The sequence below is a fragment of the Bradyrhizobium sp. BR2003 genome, from assembly GCF_009720285.1.
Lineage (GTDB): Bacteria > Pseudomonadota > Alphaproteobacteria > Rhizobiales > Xanthobacteraceae > Bradyrhizobium > Bradyrhizobium elkanii.
Window position 1 is genome coordinate 457,081 of the sequence record NZ_SMYJ01000026.1, and the last position, 25,023, is coordinate 482,103.

Annotated in this window: 24 protein-coding genes; 11 read left to right on the plus strand and 13 right to left on the minus strand. The window is 65.4% G+C overall.

Annotated features, from left to right (window positions below; genetic code table 11):
• Positions 1-101: 101 nt before the first annotated feature.
• Entirely contained in the window at positions 102-410 is a 309-nt protein-coding gene (locus E2I15_RS21105; RefSeq protein ID WP_137480357.1) for a polyhydroxyalkanoic acid system family protein, read from the minus strand.
• A gap of 168 nt (positions 411-578) precedes the next feature.
• Between E2I15_RS21105 and E2I15_RS21110 the strand changes: the two genes are divergently transcribed.
• Positions 579-743, plus strand: coding sequence for a DUF3309 family protein (locus tag E2I15_RS21110; RefSeq protein ID WP_082190472.1), 165 nt, complete (start codon positions 579-581; stop codon positions 741-743).
• 174 nt (positions 744-917) lie between these two features.
• Here the strand turns inward: E2I15_RS21110 and ligD are convergent, their stop codons facing one another.
• Complete coding sequence (gene ligD, locus E2I15_RS21115) at positions 918-3,560, minus strand: DNA ligase D (RefSeq protein ID WP_137480355.1); 2,643 nt, start codon at positions 3,558-3,560, stop codon at positions 918-920.
• Between the two features lie 115 nt (positions 3,561-3,675).
• Here ligD and ku point away from each other — a divergent pair, with 115 nt between their 5' ends.
• Complete coding sequence (ku, locus tag E2I15_RS21120) at positions 3,676-4,563, plus strand: non-homologous end joining protein Ku (RefSeq protein WP_137480353.1); 888 nt, start codon at positions 3,676-3,678, stop codon at positions 4,561-4,563.
• Between the two features lie 115 nt (positions 4,564-4,678).
• Here ku and E2I15_RS21125 read toward each other — a convergent pair whose 3' ends face one another.
• The 7 genes from E2I15_RS21125 to E2I15_RS21155 all read right to left on the minus strand — a co-directional run bounded on the left by E2I15_RS21125 (position 4,679) and on the right by E2I15_RS21155 (position 13,076).
• The gene (locus E2I15_RS21125; RefSeq protein WP_137480351.1) at positions 4,679-4,918 is read right to left on the minus strand and encodes a DUF6496 domain-containing protein; all 240 of its coding nucleotides are present in this window, start codon (positions 4,916-4,918) and stop codon (positions 4,679-4,681) included.
• Positions 4,919-4,972: 54 nt separating this feature from the next.
• Positions 4,973-5,662, minus strand: a complete 690-nt coding sequence (locus E2I15_RS21130) for a response regulator (RefSeq protein WP_137480349.1) — start codon at positions 5,660-5,662, stop codon at positions 4,973-4,975.
• Positions 5,659-8,370 carry a DUF4118 domain-containing protein gene (locus E2I15_RS21135; RefSeq protein ID WP_137480347.1) on the minus strand — a complete coding sequence of 904 codons (2,712 nt, stop codon included), beginning with the start codon at positions 8,368-8,370 and terminating at the stop codon, positions 5,659-5,661. The genes E2I15_RS21130 and E2I15_RS21135 overlap by 4 nt, the downstream gene beginning before the upstream one ends.
• Before the next feature lie 39 nt (positions 8,371-8,409).
• Positions 8,410-9,015, minus strand: a complete 606-nt coding sequence (locus E2I15_RS21140; protein ID WP_137480346.1) for a K(+)-transporting ATPase subunit C — start codon at positions 9,013-9,015, stop codon at positions 8,410-8,412.
• Between the two features lie 12 nt (positions 9,016-9,027).
• On the minus strand, positions 9,028-11,139 hold the full coding sequence (gene kdpB, locus E2I15_RS21145; protein ID WP_137480345.1) for a potassium-transporting ATPase subunit KdpB: 2,112 nt from the start codon (positions 11,137-11,139) through the stop codon (positions 9,028-9,030).
• A gap of 24 nt (positions 11,140-11,163) precedes the next feature.
• Entirely contained in the window at positions 11,164-12,867 is a 1,704-nt protein-coding gene (gene kdpA, locus E2I15_RS21150) for a potassium-transporting ATPase subunit KdpA (protein WP_137480343.1), read from the minus strand.
• Between the two features lie 119 nt (positions 12,868-12,986).
• A complete protein-coding gene (locus E2I15_RS21155) occupies positions 12,987-13,076 on the minus strand; it encodes a K(+)-transporting ATPase subunit F (protein ID WP_016846764.1) in 90 nt (29 codons plus the stop codon).
• A 457-nt stretch (positions 13,077-13,533) separates the two neighbouring features.
• Between E2I15_RS21155 and E2I15_RS21160 the strand changes: the two genes are divergently transcribed.
• The 6 genes from E2I15_RS21160 to E2I15_RS21185 all read left to right on the plus strand — a co-directional run bounded on the left by E2I15_RS21160 (position 13,534) and on the right by E2I15_RS21185 (position 17,925).
• Entirely contained in the window at positions 13,534-13,998 is a 465-nt protein-coding gene (locus E2I15_RS21160; protein WP_137480341.1) for a hypothetical protein, read from the plus strand.
• 13 nt (positions 13,999-14,011) lie between these two features.
• Positions 14,012-14,287 carry a hypothetical protein gene (locus E2I15_RS21165; protein WP_137480338.1) on the plus strand — a complete coding sequence of 92 codons (276 nt, stop codon included), beginning with the start codon at positions 14,012-14,014 and terminating at the stop codon, positions 14,285-14,287.
• Positions 14,288-14,461: 174 nt separating this feature from the next.
• Positions 14,462-14,716, plus strand: coding sequence for a hypothetical protein (locus tag E2I15_RS21170; RefSeq protein ID WP_137480618.1), 255 nt, complete (start codon positions 14,462-14,464; stop codon positions 14,714-14,716).
• A gap of 9 nt (positions 14,717-14,725) precedes the next feature.
• On the plus strand, positions 14,726-15,655 hold the full coding sequence (dapA, locus tag E2I15_RS21175; protein WP_137480336.1) for a 4-hydroxy-tetrahydrodipicolinate synthase: 930 nt from the start codon (positions 14,726-14,728) through the stop codon (positions 15,653-15,655).
• Between the two features lie 102 nt (positions 15,656-15,757).
• The gene (locus E2I15_RS21180) at positions 15,758-17,167 is read left to right on the plus strand and encodes an NfeD family protein (RefSeq protein WP_170991624.1); all 1,410 of its coding nucleotides are present in this window, start codon (positions 15,758-15,760) and stop codon (positions 17,165-17,167) included.
• Positions 17,164-17,925 (plus strand): slipin family protein, encoded by a 762-nt coding sequence (locus E2I15_RS21185; protein ID WP_137480333.1) that lies wholly within the window; start codon positions 17,164-17,166, stop codon positions 17,923-17,925. The genes E2I15_RS21180 and E2I15_RS21185 overlap by 4 nt, the downstream gene beginning before the upstream one ends.
• 9 nt (positions 17,926-17,934) lie before the next feature.
• Here E2I15_RS21185 and E2I15_RS21190 read toward each other — a convergent pair whose 3' ends face one another.
• Both E2I15_RS21190 and E2I15_RS21195 read right to left on the minus strand, forming a co-directional pair.
• Positions 17,935-18,099, minus strand: coding sequence for a hypothetical protein (locus tag E2I15_RS21190; protein WP_155262478.1), 165 nt, complete (start codon positions 18,097-18,099; stop codon positions 17,935-17,937).
• 1 nt (position 18,100) lies between these two features.
• Positions 18,101-18,376 (minus strand): hypothetical protein, encoded by a 276-nt coding sequence (locus E2I15_RS21195; protein WP_137480331.1) that lies wholly within the window; start codon positions 18,374-18,376, stop codon positions 18,101-18,103.
• 262 nt (positions 18,377-18,638) lie between these two features.
• Between E2I15_RS21195 and corA the strand changes: the two genes are divergently transcribed.
• The 3 genes from corA (at position 18,639) to lon (ending at position 22,634) form a co-directional block, all read left to right on the plus strand.
• Positions 18,639-19,655 (plus strand): magnesium/cobalt transporter CorA, encoded by a 1,017-nt coding sequence (corA, locus tag E2I15_RS21200; protein ID WP_137480328.1) that lies wholly within the window; start codon positions 18,639-18,641, stop codon positions 19,653-19,655.
• Positions 19,656-19,836: 181 nt separating this feature from the next.
• Complete coding sequence (locus tag E2I15_RS21205) at positions 19,837-20,244, plus strand: Hsp20/alpha crystallin family protein (RefSeq protein ID WP_016842263.1); 408 nt, start codon at positions 19,837-19,839, stop codon at positions 20,242-20,244.
• 11 nt (positions 20,245-20,255) lie between these two features.
• Positions 20,256-22,634: an endopeptidase La gene (gene lon, locus E2I15_RS21210; protein WP_137480326.1), complete on the plus strand. Its 2,379-nt coding sequence runs from the start codon at positions 20,256-20,258 to the stop codon at positions 22,632-22,634.
• 81 nt (positions 22,635-22,715) lie between these two features.
• Here the strand turns inward: lon and E2I15_RS21215 are convergent, their stop codons facing one another.
• Positions 22,716-22,964 (minus strand): hypothetical protein, encoded by a 249-nt coding sequence (locus E2I15_RS21215; RefSeq protein WP_137480324.1) that lies wholly within the window; start codon positions 22,962-22,964, stop codon positions 22,716-22,718.
• Positions 22,965-23,117: 153 nt separating this feature from the next.
• Complete coding sequence (locus E2I15_RS21220; protein WP_137480322.1) at positions 23,118-24,773, minus strand: OFA family MFS transporter; 1,656 nt, start codon at positions 24,771-24,773, stop codon at positions 23,118-23,120.
• Positions 24,774-25,023 lie beyond the last annotated feature (250 nt).

The following is a 25,023-nucleotide window of genomic DNA, read 5'->3' on the forward strand; positions in this document are numbered from 1 at the left end:
ATGAGATTGGGTTGAATCCTCATCGCGCTTTAGCTGCTTTGAGCATGATCTTTTCAGAAAACCGCTTCACACTTTTCCGGATCATGCTTTAGCGTCCTGCGTCATCGCTTGGTCAGCAGCAATTTCCCGCGCTTCTGGATCGCCGCCTGCGCGACCTCGGCGAACCGTTGCAGCAGCCACGGCAGCGTCACCTCGACGCGCACATGGGCATCCTCGACATCGACATGCCCGGCCGCGACCTGCCCCAGCGCGCGGACGCGAAAGCTCATGCGGTTATCGTCCCAGCGCACCTCGTCGACGCTCAGCACCGGCAGGTTCGCCGTCGCGCGCGACAGGCCCGTTTTCAAGCGGCGCATCGCCTCGTCGCGGCCGAGGCTATGGGGTATCGAAACGATCAGCGGCGCCGACATTGCGATGCACTCCTCTGTGGATTTCGTTGATGTAGTTCTGTTCCAAGGCAAACGGAAGAACCACACAGTTTTATCGCACCGCCAACTCCGGAACCTTCACAGTCACGGGTTGTTTTCCTTCCCGAAGGGCAGAAACGAGACGAGCCCGCGGGGCTGAGGAGACGCTAGATGTCAATTGGAACGATCATTCTCATCATTCTCGTCATTGCGCTGCTTGGTGGCTTCAGCGGCATCGGCGGCGGACCGTTTTACGGCACCGGTTATTACGGCGGCGGCGGGCTCGGTCTGGTCATCGTGATCCTGCTGATCCTGCTCCTGATGGGACGATTGTAGCGCGTGGCGGCACTGTACCCGATCCACATCAACGACTGTCATCACCCGCGAAAGCGGGTGATCCAGTATTCCGGAGACGCTTGCGATTGAACCGATAGGCCGCGGCGTACTGGATACCCCGCTTCCGCGGGGTATGACGAACCAAACCGGCGGCACGAGCTTGCCCAACAGTTTCTACTGCGCCGCGAGCTTCCTCATCGCCGACTTGATCGACGACGCCGCGTCCTCGTAGCCATCCCAGGCTTTCGTCTTGGCGAGCAAGGCCGGCACGGTGCGTAGCGTGAATTTCTTCGGATCGAGATCACCGCGCAGCTGCGGCCAGGTCAGCGGCATCGACACCGTCGCTCCCGGACGCGCCCGCGGCGACAACGCCGCGACCGCCGTCGACATCCTGTCGTTGCGCAAATAGTCCAGGAAGATCTTTCCCGTGCGCTTGGCCTTGGACATGTTGATCAGATAGCGCTCGGGATCGTCCTGGGCCATCCACTGGCAGACTGCCTGCGCGAACGCCTTGGCCTCCTTCCACGTCACCTTGTCTCTGCTGCCTGCGAGCAGCGGTGTGACGACGTGCAGACCCTTGCCGCCGGTGGTCTTGCAGAAGCTCTCGAGGCCGACCGCGGTCAGCCGTTGCCGCATGTCCTTGGCGGCGTCGATCACGTCGGTGAATGCGACATCGGGCGCGGGATCGAGATCGAACACCAGCCGGCCCGGCGTGTCATAGGCATCGGGCGCGCAATTCCAGGGATGCAGCTCGAGGCCGCCGAGCTGCGCGACCGCCGCCAAGCCCTCGATCTGGTCGATCTGCAAATAGGGTTTGCGGTCGCCCGAGACCTTCGCGAGCTTGAGGAGTTTCGATGTGCCGGCCATCGCATGACGCTGGAAGAAGGTCTCGCCCTTGATGCCGTCGGGGGCGCGCACGATCGAGCACGGTCGGCCCTTGAGGTAGGAAATCATCCATTCGCCGACCGCTTCGAAATAGTTGGCGAGGTCGAGCTTGGTGACCGGCTCGCCATCGCCCGCATCAGGCCACAGCGCCTTGTCCGGGTGCGAGATGACGACACCCATCACCTCGCTGGACGCTTTCCTGACGCCCTTCTTCGCCACGCCCTTTGCCATCGGCTTCACCACTTTGGTTACAACCGGCCGCTCGGCCTCGACTTCATGCGCCGGCTTGTCCTGGCGCAGGCCCTTGAAGGCGGCCTGGCGGATATTGCCGGCGTCGGTCCAGCCGGCGAATTCGATCTCGGCGACCAGCTCCGGCTTCAGCCAGTGCACGTCGCGGGTCTTCTTCGGCGCGTCCTTGCCGCCGAACGGGCTCTCGTCCGCCTCCGCCGCCTTCAGCGCCGGCATGATGCGGCGGACCGTGTCCTGGCCGAAGCCGGTGCCGACGATGCCGACAAATGCCAGATGATCGCCGCGATAGATGCCCGCCATCAGCGAGCGGAATTTGCCGTTGGTGGTCTTCCAGCCGCCGAGCACCACCTCATGGCCGGCGCGGATCTTTGCCTTGGTCCAGTCGTCGGAGCGGCTGGAACGGTAGGCACCGCCGAGCCGCTTGGAGACGATGCCTTCGAGGCCGAGCTTGCGCGCGGATTCCAGCACCGCCTCGCCACGCTCCTCGAAATGTTCGACATAGCGGATCAGGAGGTTCTTGCCCTTGCGCGCCGCGAGCAATTGCTTCAGCCGCGTCTTGCGCTCGGCGAGCGGCAGCGGGCGAAGGTCCTCGGTGCCGGCGAACAGCAGGTCGAATGCGTAGAAGATCAGCCGATCCGTCTTGCCGTCGGAGAGCGCGGCCTGCAGCGTCGAAAAATGCGGCGTGCCGTTCTTGTCGAGCGCGACGATCTCGCCATCGATCAGCACGTCGGGCAGCTTCTCCGCCTCCTTCACGATCGCGTCGAACTTGGCGGACCAGTCGAGCCCTTTGCGCGTCTTCAGCACGGCCTCGCCGTCTTCGACGCGGAGCTGCACGCGATAGCCGTCGAACTTGATCTCGTGGCACCAGCCCGTGCCATTGGGCGGAGACTCGACCGCGGCGCAGAGCTGCGGCGCGACGAAATCGGGCATCTCCGCCATCTGTTTTGGTTTCGCCTGCCGCGCCACTTTCAGCCGCTCCTTGGGCGCCGGCGCCTTGGTCCTGGCGCGCGCGTCCGCAGCCATGCCATGGTTGGACTGCCAGACCGCGTCCGCTTTGGCCTTGCCGTTGCCCTTGGCCAGCATGAACGGCTTCGGCGCCCGGCCCTTGCCGGCCGCGATCTGCGCCATCGAGCGTCCGGAGGCGACCGAACGGTCCTCGTTGAGGATCTGCTCGCCGTTGCCGTCAACGGCAAATTCGTCGCGGTGCTTGATCAGGAGCCAGTTGGTGCGCTTGCCGCCAAAGCGGTCGCCCTTCATCCGCACCAGCACCCAGCTGCCGTGCAGCTTGTCGCCCTCGAGCGTGAACTTCAGGTCGCCCTTCCTGAAGCCGCGCTCGGGATCGTCCGATTCCCAGGTCCCGCGATCCCACAGCTGCACCGTGCCGCCGCCATACTGGCCTTCGGGAATGGTGCCCTCGAAATCGCCATAGTCGAGCGGATGATCCTCGACCTCCACCGCCAGCCGCTTGTCATGCGGATCGAGCGACGGCCCGCGCGTCACCGCCCAGGACTTGAAGACGCCGTCGAATTCGAGCCGCAGATCGTAATGCAGCCGCGTCGCGTCGTGCTTCTGGATGACGAAGCGCCGCTGCTTGCTGGGTGCGACCTTGACGTCGCCCGACGGCTCGCTGGTCTTCTCGAAGTCACGCTTCTTGCGATAGGTGGACAGGTTTCTCAGCGACACAACAAACCTCGGCAAACCCCGGCGCAAACGACGGCCGCCGCCTCCGTGCGGCCATTGGGAACCAAAACCCACGGTATCCGTTCAAGTTCCAAACTCAAGCTGTTTGGAGGCGATCATGGCCGCTCCCCGCGCCTACTGGAAAGGCACGCTCAAGCTCTCGCTGGTGTCATGCCCGGTGGCGCTCTACCCGGCCTCGACCGCGGTCGAGAAGACCCGCTTCCACATGATCAACCGGGAGACCGGCAACCGGCTGAAGCAGCAGATGGTCGATACCGAGACCGGCGACGTTGTCGAGGGCGATCAGAAGGGCCGCGGCTACGAGGTCAGCAAGGGCAAATATGTCGAGATCGAGAAGGATGAGCTCGAGGCGGTCCAGATCGAGAGCAACCATACCATCGACATCGACAGCTTCGTGCCCGAGGGCGAGATCGACAAGCGCTATCTCGACCACCCCTATTACATCAGGCCCGACGGCAAGGCCGGCGTCGACGCGTTCGCGGTGATCCGCGATGCCATGAAGGATCAGGACCGCGTCGCGCTGGCGCGGATCGTGCTGACCAACCGCGAGCATGTGATCGCGATCGAGCCGCTCGACAAGGGCATGCTCGGCACCACCTTGCGCTATCCCTACGAGCTGCGCGACGCCGACGATTATTTCGACGACATCAAGAGCCCGAAGGTCACGAAAGACATGATCGAGCTCGCCGGCCATATCCTTGACAGCAAGGCCGCTCATTTCGACCCGTCGAAATTCAAGGACGAGTATGAGACCGCGCTGAAGGCCCTGGTCCGCCGCAAGGCGGCCGGCAAGCCGATCAGGGCCGCCGAGCGCGAGGAGAAGCCAAGCAACGTCGTGAGCCTGATGGACGCGCTGCAGCAGAGCCTCAAAGGCGGAAAGCGCGGTGCAAGGCGAGCCGGCTCTTCCGCACGCCGCCCGACCTCGCACCGCCGTGCCGCCAAGAAGGCGCACCGGTCCAGTGCGCGGTCGCGGAAGGCTAGTTGATCCATCCTCCCCTCGTCATGCCCGGGCTTGACCCGGGCATCCATCCAGTTGGCGAGAAATACGTCGATGGCCGGGGGTCAAGCCCGGCCATGACAGAGGTAGGCAGCAAGCGCGCCTACCGCTTCTTCGCAGTCTTGCGCTTCTTGGCCGTCTTGCGCTTCTTCGCGGCCTTCTTGGACGATTTCTTCGGCACCTTGCGGCCCTTGGCGCGCGCCTCGGACAGGCCGATCGCGATTGCCTGCTTGCGGCTCTTCACCTTCTTCTTGGAGCGGCCGCTGCGCAGCGTCCCGGCCTTGCGCTTCTTCATCACACGCTCGACATCGCTTGATGCCTTCCGCGAGTATTTTCTTGCCATGGCTTCTCTCCCGGTAACGGAAAACAAGCCTCGATGGGAGCGAAAGTTCCGAAGCTAGTCCGCCGCGCGTAGCCGATAGCCGATGCCGGTCTCGGTCAGCACGAATTGCGGACGCTCCGGGTCCGCCTCGATCTTCTGGCGAAGCTGGCGCACATAGACCCGCAGATATTGCGCGTCGGTCAGCTCGTCCCACAATTCCTTCAAGAGGAAGCGGTGAGTCAGCACCTTGCCGGCATGCTGGACCAGCACGCGCAACAGGTCATATTCCTTCGGCGACAGCTTGATCTCCCTGTCGCCGACCTTGACGATCCGGCGCACCAGGTCGACCGAGAGATCGCCGGAGCGGAACACCGGCCGCTCGCCCTGCACCTGCAGCTGGTGGCGCAGCGCCGCGCGCAGCCGCGCCAGCAATTCGTCCATGCCGAACGGCTTGGTCAGATAGTCGTCGGCACCGAGGTCGAGCGCCTGCACCTTGCCGGCCTCGTCGCCGCGGCTCGACAGCACCACGATCGGCACGCTCTCGTTGCGGCCGCGGATCATGCGCAGGAGATCGTGGCCCTGGATGTCGGGTAAGCCGAGGTCGAGGATGATCAGCGCCGGCCCCTCGGCCAGCATCTCCAGCGCGATCTTGCCGTTGGAGGCTTCGAGAATGTCGTAGCCCTGCGTGCTCAGCCCCATCCGCAGCAGCTTGCGGATCGGCGGTTCGTCGTCGATGACCAGGACCTTGATCGGCGTGGCGTTCATGCAGCAGTGTCCAGCGCGTTGGTATCGGCGGGGATCGGCAGGCGGATGGTGATGACGGCGCCGCTGCGGTCGGCGCGGTTGGCTGCCGCGATCGTGCCGTGCATCGCCTCGACGAAGCCGCGCGAGATCGCGAGCCCGAGGCCGGTGCCGGGGCGGACATGGTCGCCCTTCTCGGCGCGATAGAATTTGTCGAACACACTTTCGAGCTCGGCCGCGGGAATCCCGTTGCCTTCGTCGAGGATCTGCAGCGCGATCGCGTCGCGATCGCGGGCGCCGCGGATCGAGATCGTGGTGTCCGACGGGGCGTATTTGGCGGCGTTGTCGAGCAGGTTGAACAGCACCTGCTCGAACAGCACGGCGTCGAGCCCCAGCATCGGCAGGTCGGCCGCGAGCTCCAGCGACACCCGGTGATGCACCAGGATCTTGCTCGCCCGGCGCAGCGCGCTGCCGACGATCTCGCCGACATCGTGCCGCGCCGTGTTCGGCACGATCGCGCCGGATTCCAGCTTGGTCATGTCGAGCAGATTGGCGATAAAGCGATTCAACCGTTCGGACTCGTCGATCACGGTTGCGAGCAGATCGTGCTTCTGGGCATCGCTCAGGTTGGCGCCGAGATCGCGCAGCGTCGAGGCCGAGCCGAGCACCGAGGCCAGCGGCGTCTTGAGGTCGTGCGAGATCGAGGTCAGGAGCGCGCCGCGCAGCCGGTCGGATTCCACCGTGCGCTTGACGCGGTCCATGTCCTCGACCAGCAGCACGCGCTCGATCGCCAGCGCGCCCTGGTCGACCAGCGCGTCGAGCAGCCGGCGCTGGTCCGGCGTCAGCAAGGGCCCGGTGCGGTCGTCGTCGATGCCGATCACCCCGATCGGACCGCGGCCGGTGCGCATCGGCAGGAACAGCCGTTTCCCCCCCGGCAGCGTGTCGGAGCCGCGGCCGGCCGGGCGATCGTTGCCCCAGGCCCAGTTGGCGGCGGCGAGATCGGCCTGGTCGAGCTGATCCTCCGGCGGATAGCCGCTCTTGACGGTCAGCATGCCGTCCTCCGGCAGCAGCAGCACGACGCGCACCTTGAGCATCAGCGCGGTCTGGTAGGCGGTCGCCCACAGCACGTCGTCCAGCGTCGCGGTGCCGGCGAGCTTGCGGCTGAAGGCGTAGAGCGATTCGGTGGTGCGGACCCGGCTGATCGCGGTGTCGGCCTGCGTGCGCACCCGCGCCGCGACGTTGGAGACCAGAAGCGCGATCAGCATGAAGAAGAAGAACGCCGCGACATTGGTCGGGTCGGTGATGGTGAAGGTATAGACCGGCGGCAGGAAGAAGAAATTGTAGCACAGCGAGGCCGCGACGCTCGCCAGCAGCGACGGCCCGAGGCCGTAGCGCGCCGCGGCGCCGACCACGGCGGTCAGGAAGACGAGGTCGACATTCTCGATGCCGAAGAACGGCTGGATCAGCTTGGCCGCGACGAGCCCGAGCGCCGCCAGCAGCAGCGCCATCAGATAGGGCCGCGGATTGAACGGCTCCTGCCGCTGCGCGGTCTGCACCGCCGCCTTGCCGACCGGCAGCTCGTCGCCGGCGATCACGTTGACGCTGATATTGCCGGCACGGCGCACCAGATCGTGCACCACGGATCCATGCGTCAGCTCGAACCAGCGCGAGCGCGTCGACTTGCCGATGATGATCTGGGTGACGTTGTTGGCCTGGGCGAAATTGATGACGTCGTCGGCGATGCGGCGGCCGACGCCGGGAAGCGTCAGCGCCTCGCCGCCGAGCGATTCCGCGAGCCGCATGGTGTCGGCCAGCCGGTCGCGCTGCTCGTCGGAAAGTTGCAGGCTGCGCCGCGTCTCGATGCTGACCGCGGTCCATTGCGCGTGCAGCCGGTCGGCCAGCCGCTTGGTGTAGCGCACGAGGCCGGCCGCGCGCGGATCCTCGCTGAGACACACCAGGATGCGCTCGCCAGCGGCCCAGGGCCCCTGGATGGCATTGGCCTGCATGTGGGTGAGCAGCTGCTCGTCGACCCGCTCGGCGGTGCGGCGCAGCGCCAGCTCGCGCAGCGCGGTCAGATTGCCGGGCGAGAAATAGTGCTCCAGCGCCCGCTCGGCCTGCTTGGGCACGTAGACCTTGCCCTCCTTCAGCCGCTGGATCAGGTCGTCGGGCGTGAGGTCGATCAGCTCGATCGCATCGGCACGATCGACCACCGAGTCGGGGACGGTCTCGCGCACCCGCACATGGGTGATTTGCGCGACGACGTCGTTGAGGCTCTCGATGTGCTGGATGTTGATCGCGGTGTAGACGTCGATGCCGTGCGACAGCAGTTCCTCGACGTCGAGATAGCGCTTGGGATGCCGGCTGCCCGGCGCGTTGGTATGGGCGAGCTCGTCGACCAGCGCGAGTTGTGGCCGCCGCGCGATCAGGGCGTCGAGATCCATCTCCTCGAGAGTCTGGTCGCGATAGGCCAGCCGCTTCCGCGGTATCACCTCGAGCCCCTTCAGCAGCGCCTCGGTCTCCGCCCGGCCGTGGGTTTCGACGACGCCGACCACGACGTCGACGCCCGCCCTGAGGCGGGCGTGGGCGCTCGTGAGCATCTCGTAGGTCTTGCCGACGCCGGGAGCGGCGCCGATGAAGATCTTCAGCCGCCCCGACCGATCGGTCTCCCGGCGCGCCGCCTCCAGCAGCGCGTCCGGCGAGGGTCTTTTTTCGGGGTCACGCTGATTGGCCATACCGCAATATAGTCATCCTGCGAGAGCGGGCCTACTCCCCTATTTCGGCTTTGCCGCGTCAAGCGCCAGGTTGAGCGCAAGAACGTTAACGCGGGGCTCACCGAGCACGCCGGCGAAGCGGCCTTGGGTATTCTGCGTCACCAGCTGGCGCACCGCGTCCTCGGACATGCTCCGCGCCTTGGCGACCCGCGGCACCTGGAACAGTGCGGCGTCCGGCGAGATGTCCGGATCGAGCCCGCTGGCCGACGTGGTCACGAGATCGACCGGTACGCTGGCGGTCGGATTCTCCGCCTTCAGCTTCTCGACGTCCTCCTTGACCCGGTCGTTGAGCGCCTTGCTGGTCGGGCCGAGGTTGGAGCCGCCGGAATTGGCCGCGTTGTAGGGCGCCGGCACGGTCTTGGAGGAATCGTTCGGATCGGGCGCGACCGTCGCCGACGGCCGGCCGTGGAAGTACTTATCCTCCTTGAACTCCTGCCCGATCAGGGCGGAGCCGATCACCCTGCCGTCCTGCTCGATCAGGCTGCCTTGCGCCTGCCGCGGAAAGACGACGTCGGCGATCCCGGTGATGGCGAGCGGATAGGCAAGGCCGGTGATCGCGGTCAGCAGGACCAGCACGAGGATGGCGGGGCGGATTTCTCTCAACATGATTGCGGCTCCTTAAGCCAGGCCCAAGGCGGCGACGATGAGGTCGATCGCCTTGATGCCGATGAACGGGATGATGATGCCGCCCAAGCCGTAGATCATCAGGTTGCGGCTGAGCAGCGCGCCGGCACCGACCGCGCGATACTTGACCCCCTTCAGCGCCAGCGGGATCAGCGCGATGATGATCAGCGCGTTGAAGATGATCGCCGACAGGATCGCGCTCTGCGGGCTTGCCAGGTGCATGACGTTCAGCACCTGGAGCTGCGGATAGAACGCGAGGAACATCGCCGGGATGATCGCAAAATACTTCGCGACGTCGTTGGCGATCGAGAACGTGGTCAGCGCACCGCGGGTCATCAGCAGCTGCTTGCCGATCTCGACCACCTCGATCAGCTTGGTCGGGTTGGAATCGAGGTCGACCATGTTGCCGGCCTCGCGGGCCGCCTGCGTGCCGGTGTTCATGGCGACGCCGACGTCGGCTTGCGCGAGCGCGGGCGCATCGTTGGTGCCGTCGCCGCACATTGCGACCAGTTTGCCCTTGGACTGCTCGTCGCGGATCAGCTTGAGCTTGTCCTCGGGTGTCGCCTGCGCAAGGAAGTCGTCGACGCCGGCCTCGGCCGCGATCGCGGCCGCGGTCATCGGGTTGTCGCCGGTGATCATCACGGTGCGGATACCCATGCGGCGCAGCTCGGCGAAGCGCTCGCGGATGCCGCCCTTGACGATATCCTTGAGATGCACGACGCCGAGCAGTTTGCCGTCCTTGGCCACCGCCAGCGGCGTGCCGCCGGCCTTGGCGATCTCGTCGGCGCTCGACTGGATCTCGCGTGCTTCGGCGCCCATCGTCGTCTGGATCGAGCGGACGACGTTGCCGGAGGCAACGGTGCGGGGCTCACCGCCTTCGACATAACTTAGGATCGCGTCCACCGCGCCCTTGCGGACCGACGACGAGCCGGCATCGATGCCGCTCATGCGGGTTTGCGCCGTGAACGGCACGAAGGTTGCGGCGAGCTCATGCATCTCGCGACCGCGGATGCCGTATTTCTCCTTTGCGAGCACCACGATCGAACGGCCCTCAGGCGTCTCATCGGCGAGCGAGGCGAGTTGCGCCGCGTCCGCCAATTCCTGCTCGGAAACGCCGCGAATCGGCCGGAACGCGGTCGCCTGGCGGTTGCCGAGCGTGATGGTGCCGGTCTTGTCCAGCAGCAGCGTATCGACGTCGCCGGCGGCTTCCACCGCGCGGCCGGACATCGCCAGCACGTTGAAGCGCACCAGGCGGTCCATGCCGGCGATGCCGATCGCCGACAATAGCGCGCCGATCGTGGTCGGGATCAGCGTCACAAACAGCGCCACCAGCACCACGACCGAGATCGAGCCGCCGGCATAGGCCGCATAGCTCGGGATCGTCACCGTGGCGAACACGAAGATGATGGTGAGGCCTGCCAGCAGGATGTTGAGCGCAATCTCGTTCGGCGTCTTCTGCCGCTCGGCGCCCTCCACCAGCTTGATCATGCGGTCGATGAAGGTCGATCCCTGGGCCGCGGTGATGCGGACGCGGATCCAGTCCGACAGCACCTGGGTGCCACCGGTGACCGCGGAACGATCGCCGCCGGACTCGCGGATCACAGGCGCGGATTCACCCGTGATCGCGGCTTCGTTGACCGAGGCCACACCTTCGATTACCTCGCCGTCGGACGGGATGTTGTCGCCGGCCTCGACGAGCACGATGTCGCCGACCTTCAACGAGGTGCCGGGCACCATGCGATAGGTCCGGTCAGTGCCGGTCATCAGCTTGGCCTGGCTCTCGGTGCGGGTCTTCTTCAGCGATTCCGCCTGGGCCTTGCCGCGGCCCTCGGCGACGGCCTCGGCGAAGTTGGCGAACAGCACCGTGAACCAGAGCCACAGGATGATCTGGAAGGTGAAGCCGAGATTGGCGCCGCCGGTGACGAGATCGCGCAGGAAGATCACTGATGTCAGCGCCGCGACTACCTCGACCACGAACATGACGGGGTTCTTCACCATCAGCCGGGGATCGAGCTTGACGAAGGCCGACGTGATCGCCGGCACCAGGATCTTCGGGTCGAGCATGGTCGACGCCTTCACCTGCTTCTGCAGTTTCATGGTTTCCATGGATGTCACTCCAGTCAAATTCGATCAGAACAGGGTATTGGCGTTGCTGGCGAGCTGCTCGACAATCGGTCCGAGCGCCAGCGCCGGGAAGAAGGTCAGGCCGCCGATGATCAGGATCACGCCGACAACGAGGCCGACAAACAGCCCGCCCGTCGTCGGGAATGTGCCGGCGGACGGCGGATGGGACTTCTTCTCCGCAAGCGAGCCCGCAATCGCCATCGCCGGGACAATCATGAAAAACCGGCCGACAAACATGGCGCAGGCACCAGCGAGGTTGTAGAATAATGTGTTGCCGGTGAGGCCCGCGAAGGCCGAGCCGTTATTGCCCGTCTGCGAGGTGAAGGCGTAGAGTACCTCGGTGAAGCCATGCGGTCCTGCGTTGGCCATCGAGGCAACTGCCGTCGGATAGACGACCGCAACCGCGGTCCAGCCGAGATACATCAGCGGCAGCACCAGGATCGCCAGCATCGCCATCTTGACCTCGCGGGCCTCGATCTTCTTGCCGACATATTCCGGGGTGCGGCCGACCATCAGGCCGGCGACGAAGATCGCCAGCACGACGAACAGCAGCATGCCGTAAAGGCCGGCGCCGACGCCGCCGACGATAATTTCGCCGAGCTGCATGTTGATCAGCGGGATCATGCCGCCGAGCGCGGTGAAGCTGTCATGCATCGCGTTGACCGCGCCGCAGGAGGCGGCGGTGGTGATCACGGCGAACAGCGAGGACGCGACGATGCCGAAGCGGACCTCCTTGCCCTCCATGTTGCCGCCGGTGAGACCAAGCGCGTGCAGCGCCGTGGTGCCGTTGGCTTCCGCCCAGTAGGTGACGGTGACGCCGGCAAGGAACAGCACGCCCATCACGGCGAAGATCGCCCAGCCCTGGCGCTCGTTGCCGACCATGCGGCCGAACACGTTGGTCAGCGCGGCGCCGAGCGCGAAGATCGAGATCATCTGCACTAAATTCGATAGCGCGGTCGGGTTTTCGAAGGGGTGCGCGGCATTGGCATTGAAGAAGCCGCCGCCATTGGTGCCCAGCATCTTGATCGCGACCTGCGAGGCCACCGGCCCGAGCGCGATGGTCTGCTTGCCGCCCTCCAGCGTCGTGGCGTCGACATAGGCGCCGAACGTCTGCGGCATGCCCTGCCAGACCAGGAACAGCGCATAGACGATGCAGATCGGCAGCAGGACGTAGAGCGTACAGCGCGTGACGTCGACCCAGAAATTGCCGATCGTGCGCATCGACGCGCGCGAGAAGCCGCGGATCAACGCCACCGCGAGCGCGATGCCGGTCGCCGCCGACAGGAAGTTCTGATGGGTCAGACCGACCATCTGGACCAGATAGGACAGCGTGCTCTCGCCGCCGTAGTTCTGCCAGTTGGTGTTGGTGATGAAGGAGATCGCGGTGTTGAAGGAGAGGTCCTCGGCAACCGCCGACTGCCCGGCCGGGTTGAACGGCAGCACCGCCTGCAGCCGCATCAGGCCATAGATGATGGCGAAGCCGCCGACATGGAACAGCAGCATGGCGACCGTATAGGTCAGCCAGTGCTGCTCGCGCCGCTCGTCGACGCCGCCGACCCAGTAGATACCGCGCTCGACCGGGCGCAGCACGGGTGACAGGAAGGTGCGCTCGCCATTGAACACGCGGGTCATGTACCAGCCGAGCGGTTTGACCAGCGCGGCAACGATCGCGCAAAACAGAATAATTTGAATCCAGCCGATGACGGTCATTGCGTCAAACCTTTCGAATGGGAGCGAAGCGCAGCATCGACGCCAACAAGCCGACCAACAGCCCGGTCAGCATCGCGTCGGCTAACAGAATTGTGCAAAGCGCTGACATCACGGGCCGCCTAGAAGCGTTCGGGCCGCAACAATGCGTAAGTGAGGTAGAACAGCAGGCCGAGCGAGACGAGGCCGGCGAGCGAATAGTCGAAGATCATCGCCGCCTCCCTTAGAGCCGTTCGCAGGCGTAGGCGTAGCCGATGCCGGCTGCGAACAGGCCGATCACGAGCGCCGCCATGAGAATGTCCATCATGTGAGACTCCTATGCGTCACAGGGCGCGGGGCGATCTTATAAACGCTCCGCGCCAGATACTGGTGAGGTGCCATCCGGGGCATAGGTTTTCGAGAGGTGGTGAATAAGGACGTTATAGGAATCCTATAAAGGCCCAGTGCACTCTCTTCTTGCGCGAGCAGGAAACGACCGTGTGTTTGACCAAGATCAAACCCGCCTCGCCTCTCGATGGAAAATAGTTAGGTTCGTTCCATCTTTATGGAATCCCTATATCTCCATCACTCGCCTCATCTCGTTTTCAAATGGCTGTCCGGCCATTTTGGACGTGCGGCCAATCCCTTGAGCTTCACCTTCTTGGGCCGCGCCTTCGACGGGATGACGTCATGTCAGTACTATCCCAAAATACCTCCGCCGACCTTGGCGAACGGCTGCGCGACGCCTATGCCGTCACCGCCGAGTTCATGGCCGACATCATCAGCCAGACCTGCCGGCGCTTTCCCTCGGTCGGACAGAGTGGCAAGAGCGCCCGGGTCGAGCGGCTGATCCAGTCAGGCGCCTGGACCGACGCCGCGATCGCACTGCTCGATCTGGAACTGCCGCAATGGCAGATCCGCCGTCTGGTCTATGACGAGGGCGAGTGGCACTGCGCGTTGTCGCGCGAACGCGAGCTGCCGGATTGGCTCGACCAGTCGATCGAGTCCCGCCATGCCGATCTTGCGCTCGCGATCCTCAGCGCCTTCGTCGAGGCGCAGCGGATCTCCACGCCCGATAGCCGAACCAGCGTGCCGACCGTCGGTCGCGACACGCGCGCGCTGTACGAGCCGCTGTTCGTCGACAATATCGGCTGAAGGCGGCGCAGCCGTGGACACCAAACAACTGCCGCGGCAGCTGCAGTCGGTCCAGGTCATGGTCCGGTTCGGCTTCCGGCTTGCCATCATGATCGGCTTTGCCGTGTTCGCCGGCGTCGGCTTCGGCAAGGGCCTCGTCACGCTGTTGTGGATGTCGGCCGTGATCTGCGCCTTTGCCGGGATCGCCAGGCGCGAAATGCCGTTTGCCGCGAACCTCAACCACTGGGACGAGATGACCGCCTACGTCGCGCTGTGCGCGCTCGGCACCGGTATCGTCCAGCGCCTCTGAAATCACCCCACAAATCCTATGCCGCTCCTATGAAGTCGCTGCTTGCACGCGCTCGATTTCATATCCGGCAAATCAGACATTGATCGCGTGACCGTGACTGAAGCGTTTTCGAGCGATCCGGATGCCGGTTCGCGTGAGGAAAACGCGCCAGAAACAAAAAGAAGGACACCCACCGTGAAACTCGTCGAGCCTCCCTCGTGTAGCGCAGCGTCCAGCATCGTCTTCATCGGCCGCAACCATCGCGGCCAGTGGGTCGCCCAGCAACAGAACGGCCTCTATGGCGGCCTGTTCGTCAACCGCGCCCAGGCCGTCAAATATGCGCTGTTCGAGAACGGCCAGCATCCCGAAATGATCGTCGAGCTGTCGCGTGAGATCGAGCTCGATATGCGCGGCGAGACCGCGAGCTTCCCCGCAAGCCGCGCGGCGTGAGCCGCTCCCATGACTTGGCAAGCGGTTGCGAAAGCCGACAAGGCCGCATGGCTGTCGGGCTTCATCCCCGATCTTCCGACCCCCTTCAGCCTTCGGGGCGAAATCGACGCGGACGCGTTCGGCCGGCTGTGCGAGCGCCAGATCGCGGCGGGTGCCACCGCGCTGGTGGTCGGCGAGACCGCCGGTGAAAGCGCGACGTTGGAGCCCGCGGAACGCGCGCAGCTGGTTGGCATCGCCGCCGGCGTCGCGCGGAAGCGGGTTCGCATCATCGCTGGCGCCGGATCGAATGCGACCGATCATGCCGTCACGCTGGCCCGGGCCGTGGAAGCGGCCGGCGCCGACGCCGTCATGTCGGTCGTGCCGTATTACAACAAACCGATGCCACGGGGCACGGCGGCGCATTTCCTCGCCGTCGCCGCGGCCACCACCCTGCCTGTCATCCTGCACGACATTCCGTCACGCACGGTGAAGGGCCTTATCGACGAGACGCTGCTCGAGCTCGCCGCATCGCCCCGCTTCGTGGGGTTGCGCGACGGCAGCGGTGACGTTGCCCGGCTGGCGCGCCTGCGCTCGCGCCTGCCGGCGACATTCCGGATGCTGACCGGCGACGACGCCTCCTCGCTGGCCTGGCTCGCCGCCGGTGGCGATGGCTGCATCTCGGCCGTGACCAACGTCGCGCCCGATCTGTATGTGGCCGTTCACAGGCATTTCCGCGAGGGACGGTTGTATCAGGCGCGGGAGTTGCACCAGCGGCTGGTGCCGCTTGCGACTCTGCTGGAGCGCGAGCATCCCGCCGCATTGAAGTTCGCGCTGGCGCTGCTGGGATTCATGCAGCCGGCGACGCGGCTGCCGATCGTGCAATTGAACGGGTCGGCAAAGGCCGAGGTCTCGCAGGCGATGGCTGAGCTTGCCGACGAGTACCTCGCAGCCGCGCATTGAGATTTGCTGACCCGACATAAGCCATCGCAATGCACAATGCGGGTCCGTGACACCGCGCCAACTTGAGGTTCCGAAACGGCGCCCCATATCCACGGCAAGGGAGTGCTTGCCGTGCACACTACCTTCAAGGCGGCCCTCGTTGTTGCGACCATCCTGGTCGCTCTGGTTGTCTCCATCCGTCCCGGTCCGGCCGCGGACAACAGCCATCTTGCCCTGACCATTTCAATTGACGGGGCAATCGGGCCGGCGGCGGCCAGCTACGTCAAGGACGGCCTGGCCAAGGCCGCCGAGCGTCACGCCGAAATTGTCATCCTGCGTTTGAATACGCCGGGCGGCCTCAGCACCAGCATGCGTGACATCATCGCCGACGTGCTGGCCTCGCCCGTTCCCGTGGTCGGCTATGTTGCGCCCTCCGGCGCCCATGCCGCGAGCGCCGGGACCTATATCCTCTATGCGACCCATCTCGCGGCCATGGCGCCCGGCACCAATATCGGCGCCGCGACGCCGGTGCAGATTGGCGGCCCGATACCGGGGCTGCCGGGCAGCACCCCGGACAAGGGCGGCAAGGACCAGAAGGACGGCGGCCATCCGTCCGAAACCAAGGATGCCATGACGGCGAAGGCGACGAATGATGCCGTTGCCTTCATCCGCAGCCTCGCCGAATTGCGTGGCCGCAATGCCGACTGGGCCGAGAAGGCGGTGCGCGATGCCGCTACCCTCTCCGCCAACGCTGCGCTGCAGGCCAACGTCATTGATCTCACCGCGCGCGATCCGGCCGACCTGCTCAGGCAGGTCGACGGCCGGACCATCGAGCTCCCCGGCGGCAAGACGCAACGCTTGGCGACCAGGGACGCCGCGATCGAGGCCATCGATCCCACCTGGATCGCGCGCGTGCTTGCGGTCATCACCGACCCCAACATCGCATTCATTCTCCTGATGGTCGGCATCTACGGCCTGATCTTCGAGTTCATGTCGCCCGGTGCCGTGGCGCCGGGGGTTGTCGGGACGATCTGCCTGCTGCTCGGTCTCTACGCGCTCAACATGCTGCCGATCAACTACGCCGGCTTCGCCCTGATGCTGGTCGGGATCGCGCTGCTCGCAATCGAAGCCTTCAATCCGACCGTCGTGATCGGCCTCGGAGGAATGGTCGCCTTCGTGCTTGGAGCAGCCATGCTGTTTCGGATCGAGGCGCCCGGATACCGGCTGTCATGGCCGGTCATCGGCATCGTGGCCGCGATGTTCACCGGGCTCATTCTCGTCGTGCTCGGCGCGCTCCGCCGCGCGCGCAAGGGCCCGGCGCGGATCGGTGCGCAAGCCATGCGCGGGCTATCGGCCGAGGTGCTCGACTGGTCCGAGACCACGGGTCACGTCTTCACCAACGGCGAACGCTGGCAAGCGCGCAGCACCGAGACGTTCACGGCGGGTGACACGGTCGAGGTCGCCAACATCATCGATTTGACGCTGGTCGTGCGGCGTGCGCCGGCATCCGCCGGCGAAGGAGGCACAGCATGATGCTTGATTATTTCACCTATGCGGCGATCGCGCTGCTGTTGGTCATCTTTCTGACCCAGGCGGTGCGCGTGCTGCGCGAATACGAGCGCGGCGTCATCTTCACGCTCGGCCGTTTCACCGGGGTGAAGGGCCCGGGGCTCATCATCCTGATTCCGGTGGTGCAGCAGCTGGTGAAGGTCGATCTCAGGGTGGTGGTGCAGGTGGTGCCGCCTCAGGACGTGATTTCGCGCGACAACGTTTCGGTCAAGGTCAACGCCGTGCTCTACTTCCGCATCGTCGATGCCGAGCGCGCCATCATCAAGGTCAGCGACTACATGGCCGCGACCAGCCAGCTTGCGCAAACCACACTGCGCTCGGTGCTCGGCAAGCACGAGCTCGACGAGATGCTGGCGGAACGCGACCGGCTCAACGCCGATATCCAGGAGACCCTCGACAAGCAGACCGACGTCTGGGGCATCAAGGTCACCGCGGTCGAGATCAAGGATATCGATATCAACGAGACGATGGTGCGGGCGATCGCCAAGCAGGCCGAGGCGGAACGGCTGCGGCGCGCCAAGGTGATCAACGCGATGGGCGAGCAGCAGGCCGCCGAGAAGCTGGTCGAGGCCGGCCGGATCCTCGCCCAGGAGCCGCAGGCGATGCAGCTGCGCTACTTCGCGGCGCTGCACGACATTGCCGGCGAGCGCTCCTCGACCGTGGTCTTCCCGCTCCCGATGAACCTGCTCGATCATCTGGCGCCGCGACGTGAAGCGACGTGAACCAGGACCCTAGCTCCTGTGATGCTTGGCCCGCCACGCAGGTCCCGGACCGCGCATGTAATGCGCCTCTGGCCGGTAGCCGCTGATCGGCTCCTCGCCGATCCAGGCGAGGAATGTGAGCAGCCCTCCTGCGGCGCGGCGCAGCAGGGCACCGAGGAATGAAGCCGCGTGCATCTCAGTAGTCCCACTTCTCGCCGAGCACGACCGGCGCCCGCGGATATCTCTCGGCGTCGCCGCCGAGCATGCCGACATTGAGATGGGTCCGCGCCCAATCCTCGTGGCCGCGATGCAGCAGCAGCTCATTGCGCAGCCGATGGATCTTGGCGGCGGCGATCGCGCGGTGAACAGTCCTGAAGACGAGGCCGATCCGCCTGACGGTCCGCCGCAGCATCAAGGGCATGGCGCCGGCCGAACCGTGCGGCCGGGCATCGTGGTAATGGAGCAAGGTCATGTGCCACCTTCCCGTTTGGCGGCGCGCGCGAGCGCACCGCGTCGCGGCAAAAGATGCGGGGAAGGGCGTAGGAATTCGAGAGGGCACGCCGCGGTGCGGTATAGGAGCCGTATAGGGGTCGCCAACCGGCGATCGGCTCGGGCCGCTCCATCCCCACGATCCGGAACGCAACGTCCCTGCCTGTGTTGACCGGGACCCGTTCAGTGCTAGCCTTTCGGCAACGAATAGCGTCAAGCGGGTTCGATAACCGAGGGTGGAGACCATGGACCTCGTATCGCCAACTGTCGCAACCGCCGGGCCGGTCCACTCTGATGGCGTAATCGCGGCAGGCGTCTATGTCGAGGGACGACGCGTCGCCGATATCGCGATCGACGAGGCTGCGAATTGGCGCAGCAAGCCGGATCACGTTGTCTGGATCGGCCTGCATGAACCCGACATGACGTTGCTGAGCAGCCTGCAGCGGCAGTTCCAGCTGCACGATCTCGCGATCGAGGATGCGGATCATGCGCATCAGCGGCCGAAGATCGAACAATATGGCGATGCGTTGTTTATCGTGGCGCGCACCGCGCAACTCGACGGCGAAAGCATCGCGTTCGGCGAGACGCATCTGTTCGTCGGCGAGGGATACATCGTCTCGGTGCGACACGGCGCCTCGACATCCTATACGCCGGTCCGCGAGCGCTGTGAGAGCTGCCCGCGCGCCCTTGCTCGCGGCGAAGACTACATCCTCTATGCCATTCTCGATTTCATCGTCGACAACTACTCGCCCGTGCTCGAGACGATCCAGGAGGAGGTCGAGACGATGGAGGCGGAGGTGCTGGCGAGCGCGATGACACGCGCTCAAATCGAGCGGCTTTATCTGCTGCGACGTGACCTGCTGAGGCTGCGCAACGCGGTAGGACCGCTGGTGGAGGTCTGCCGCAGACTCGAGCGCGATAACCTGCCGATGGTGCGCGACACGACGCGTCCCCTGTTCCGCGACGTCACCGACCACGTCCGCACCATCCAGGAGCGGATTGACTCGCTGCGTGAGGTGCTTGCCTTTGCATTTGAAGCAAGCCTGCTGGTCGGTCAGGCGCAGGAAACGGCGATCTCCAAGAAACTCGCCTCCTGGCTTGCCATTGTTGCGGTGCCGACCGCGATTGCCGGCATCTATGGCATGAACTTCAAGAACATGCCTGAGCTGCAATGGGAGTACGGCTATTTCGCCGTGATGGGCCTGATCTTGACCGTGTGCGGCGCCCTCTTCTGGCAATTCCGACGCGCAGGCTGGCTGTAGGGCTTGTCATCGCACAACCCGATCCTGCGCACCGGGATCAAGCGGCGCCGTTGCATCGCTGTCATGCCGCAAATCGCGACATTTCGGACGATTTTATCCCCGATCGGCGGCGCGAGGGGCCGGTTTACGGTCGGCGGCAAGACCGGTAACCTCGCCTCCCAATGCGACGTGGAGGGTGCCCATGCGGCCCAAGGATCAGATCAACTGGATGCTGTCGGATGCGATCGAGGCGCTCGCCCGCGCCGAGCGGTTGCACCAGAGCTTCCTCAATTTGCACCCGCGCGCGGGAAGCAGCGAGCCGAGCTGGGAACCGCCGACCGACGTGATCGAGACCGAGGATGAAATCCTGATCCTGGTCGCGTTGCCGGGGGTCGATCCCGACGAGGTCGAGGCCGCGCTCGACGGCGGCACGCTGGTGATCTCCGGCCGCCGCACCCTGCCCCCTGAACTCCGCAACGCCCGCATCCTGCGCCTCGAGCTGCCGCAGGGCCGGTTCGAGCGCCGCATCGCGCTGCCGACCGGCCGCTACACCATCAGCCGTTTTGCCGCGCATGGTTGCGTCGGCCTGCGGCTCGGAAAGTCGAGTTAAAGGATTTCGACATGGCTGCCTCAGACGTTTCAAGCCCAGCATCGACTTCGACGCCGATCCCGAGCGACGCGCTGATCATCGTCCCGGTGCGCAACACCGTGCTGTTTCCGGATGTCATCATTCCGATCACGATCGCCCGCGCGACGTCGATCGCCGCGGCCCAGCAGGCGGTGCGCGAGCAGCGGCCGATCGGCATCCTGCTGCAGCGCGATCCCGAGACCAACGATCCCGGTCCGGACGGGCTGTACCGCGTCGGCACCGTCGCCAACATCGTGCGCTACATCACCGGCGCCGACGACACTCATCACCTGGTCTGCCAGGGCGTGCAGCGCATGCGCGTGCTCGACTATCTGCCCGGCACGCCGTTCCTCGCGGCCCGCGTGCTGCAGATCCCGGAGCCGACCACCACCTCGCCCGAGATCGAGGCGCGCTTCCTCAATCTGCAGCGCCAGGCGCTGGAGGCCGCGCAATTGCTGCCGCAAGTACCGCAGGAGTTGATCGCCGCGCTGCAGGGCACCACCTCGCCGGCGACCCTCGCCGACCTTGCGACCTCCTACATGGACATCAAGCCGTCGGAGAAGCAGGACATCCTGGAAACCATCGACCTCGTGGCGCGGATGGACAAGGTGTCGCGTCACCTCGCCGAGCGCATCGAGGTGCTGAGGCTGAGCCAGGAGATCGGGCAGAAGACCAAGGCGGTGTTCGACGAGCGGCAGCGCGAGGCGATCCTGCGCGAGCAGATGGCGACGATCCAGCGCCAGCTCGGCGAAGGCGACGGCAAGGCCGCGGAAGTCGCCGAGCTGACCAAGGCGATCGCCGATGCCAAGATGCCGCCGGAGGCCGAAAGCCAGGCGCAGAAGGAACTGCGCCGCTACGAGCGGATGCCGGAGGCCGCGGCCGAGTCCGGCATGGTGCGCAGCTATCTCGACTGGCTGATCGAGCTGCCCTGGAGCCTGCCGGAGGAGAAGCCGATCGACATCGCGGAGGCACGCAAGATCCTCGACCAGGACCATTATGGCCTCGAGAAGATCAAGAGCCGCATCATCGAATATCTGGCGGTGCGCAAGCTCGCGCCCGGCGGCAAAGCGCCGATCCTGTGCTTCCTCGGCCCGCCCGGCGTCGGCAAGACCTCGCTCGGACAATCGATCGCGCGCGCGATGGGACGGCCGTTCGTCCGCGTCTCGCTCGGCGGCGTGCATGACGAGGCCGAGATCCGCGGCCACCGCCGCACCTATATCGGCGCGCTGCCCGGCAACATCATCCAGGCGATCAAAAAGGCCGGCGCACGCAATTGCGTCATGATGCTGGACGAGATCGACAAGATGGGCCGCGGCATTCAGGGCGATCCGTCGGCCGCGATGTTAGAGGTGCTCGACCCCGAACAGAACTCGAGCTTCCGCGACAATTATCTCGGCGTGCCGTTCGACCTCTCGCGCGTCGTGTTCATCGCCACCGCCAATATGCTCGACGGCGTCCCCGGCCCGCTGCTCGACCGCATGGAGCTGATCAGCCTCGCCGGCTACACCGAGGACGAGAAGCTCGAGATCGCCAAGCGCTATCTGGTGCGGCGCCAGCTCGAGGCCAACGGGATCAAGGCCGAGCAGGTCGAGATCGATCCGGATGCGCTGCGGCTGATCATCCGCAGCTACACCCGCGAGGCCGGCGTGCGCAACCTGGAGCGCGAGATCGGCAAGGTGCTGCGCAACGTCGCGGTGCAGATCGCCGAAGGCAGCACGAGCCACGTCACCATCGCGCCGAAGGACATCGTGTCGCTGCTCGGCCAGCCGAGGTTCGAGAACGAGATCGCGATGCGCACCAGCATTCCCGGCGTTGCCACCGGCCTCGCCTGGACCCCGGTCGGCGGCGACATCCTGTTCATCGAGGCGTCGCGCACCCCGGGCCGCGGCGCGCTGATCCTCACCGGCCAGCTCGGCGAGGTGATGCGCGAGAGCGTGCAGGCCGCGCTGACCTTGGTGAAGAGCCGCGCCTCCCAGCTCGGCATCGATCCCGCCGTGTTCGAGAAGAGCGACATCCATGTCCACGTTCCCGCCGGCGCGACGCCGAAGGACGGCCCGAGCGCGGGCGTTGCGATGTTCACCGCCCTCACCTCGCTCCTGACCGACCGTACGGTGCGCAGCGACACCGCGATGACCGGCGAGATCTCGCTGCGCGGCCTGGTGCTGCCGGTCGGCGGCATCAAGGAGAAGGTGGTCGCGGCCGCGGCCGCTGGCCTGACCCGTGTGATGCTGCCGGCGCGCAACAGGCGCGACTTCGACGACATCCCCGCCGGCGCCCGCGCCAAGCTGGAGTTCATCTGGCTCGAACGGGTCGACGAGGCGATCGCCGCCGCACTGGAGCCCGCCAAGACGACGCCCGCCGCCGCGGAGTGATCGCGTCCCAAACGCAACAAGAGGGCGTGACGGCCATCGCCGTCACGCCCTCTTGCGTTGCAGATACCGGAGCGGTATCGCTCAGCTCTTGCCCATGCATTCTTCGATGTAGAACCAGCGGTCGTCGCCGGTCAGGCCCTTCGACTTCACCTCGGCGCGGCAGACCTTCAGTTTTGGCTTGTTGGCCTTCCACTGCGCCTTCATGTCCTTCAGCTTCTGCATGGTGAGCTTGACCTTCGACGGCTTGGCCTCGGTCGTCTGGGCTGACGCGGTGTGCAGCGAGCCGGCGAGAAGCAAGGCGGCCACAAGATAGCTTGCGGTACGAAACATGGCTGAAATGTCCCTTGATTATCTGTTGAATTGAACGGCGTAGAGCTTCTTGTCTGACGCGTTTTCTTCACGCGAACCGGCATCCACTTAGCTGGAAAACGCTGCGGGCCGCGCGCGGGATGCCAGATGTCCCGCGCGCGGCCCGGTGTGCGATCAGAGGATTTTGACCGCGCTGAGCAGCGTCATGTAGACGCCCCACGCCAGCGGAATGCCGACGAACAGCCAGAACAGCGCCGCCTTGGCGTCGAGGCCGCCGAACCCGATCCCGTAGGAACCGTGCGGTCCGGCCGCCGCGGCGCTGGCGCTCGCATCCTGCAGCTTGGCGACCTCGGCGTCGCTCATATGCCATTTCGGATCGACCGGCTTGATCAGGTAGTTGCAGATCAGGCCCGCGATCAGCATGGCGCACAGGATGTACATCGTGGTGTTGTAGAGCTGGTCGCGCGGCACGCCGGCGGCCAGCTGGAACTCGCGGATGTAGTTCACCACGACGGGACCGATGATGCCGGCGGTCGACCACGCCGTCAGCAGACGGCCGTGGATGGCGCCGACGAACTGGGTGCCGAACATGTCGGCGAGATAGGCCGGCACGGTCGCGAAGCCGCCGCCATACATCGACAGGATGATGCCGAAGCCGAGCACGAACAACAGCTTCGATCCCATCGCGGCGAAGGTCGGCGCCAGCGCGTAGAGCGCGATGCCGAGGATGAAGAACGTGTAGTAGGTGTTCTTGCGGCCGATCTTGTCCGACAGCGACGCCCAGAAGAAGCGGCCGCCGATGTTGAACAGCGACAGCAATCCGGCGAAGCCGGCCGCGATCGCCGCGATCTGCGCCTTCTGTCCGGCATCGAGCTGGTTGAAGCCGACATTGGGCAGGCCGATCAGCTTGCCCGCGAATATCTCCTGCAACATCGGCGAGGCCATGCCGATCACGCCGATTCCCGCCGACACGTTCAGGCAGAGCACCCACCAGATCAGCCAGAACTGCGGCGTCTTGTGCGCGTTGTCGAGATGGACGTTCTTGCTCGAGATCATCGCGTTGGCCTTCGTCGGCGGCGTCCAGCCCTCGGGCTGCCAGCCGGCCGGCGGAATGCGATAGCGGAACGCGCCGATCATCATGAACACGAAGTAGATCGCGCCCATGGCGAGGAAGGTCTCCCAGACGCCGACCGAGGTCGGGGTCTTGAAGTAGTTCATCAGCTTGTCGGCGAGCGGGGCACCGATCATCGCGCCGCCGCCGAAGCCCATGATCGCCATGCCGGTCGCCATGCCGCGCCGGTCGGGGAACCATTTCACCAGCGTCGACACGGGCGAGATGTAGCCCAGGCCGAGGCCGACGCCGCCGATCACGCCGGAGCCGAGCCACATCAGCCAGAGCTGGTGCGTGTAGACGCCGAGCGCGCCGATCACGAGACCGCCGGCCCAGCACAGCGCCGCGACGAAGCCGGCCTTGCGCGGACCGACCTTCTCAAGCCAGCCGCCCCAGATCGCGGCGGAGACGCCGAGCAGCACGAAGAACAGCGTGTACATCCACCCGAGGCTCGCGACCTTCCAGTCGCAGGTGGTGGTGAACAGCTCCTGCACCAGCGAGATGTCGGGGCACGCCTTCGGCGCGGTCAGGCCGATCGCGCGCGACAGCGGCAGCCAGAACACCGAGAAGCCGTAGGCCATGCCGATGCACAGATGGATGCAGAGCGCGGCCGGCGGCACCAGCCAGCGGTTGAAGCCGGCGGTCGCGATTGTATGTTCCTTGTCGAGGAAACCTGCACCTGACGCGGATACGCGTCCGGCGCTGCTCACTGTGGTCATTGACACCTCCCCTGCAGCCGCCATTACGACAGGCGCATCTGCGTCTTCGATCCCGTCTCGGCCCATTGCGGCCAGCGTCAACCGGCAGCTCCGCACATTCCCTCAATGCGCCGGGACCAACCACGCACATTCCGGAAATGCTAACCCCCAATACGACCGGATATGCCCGGCCGTGCAGCCCGTGATCTGGACACAGGCCCAGTCGTTGTCCGTCGATGCGCCCACGCTCGAGCACAACTTCAGCACCACA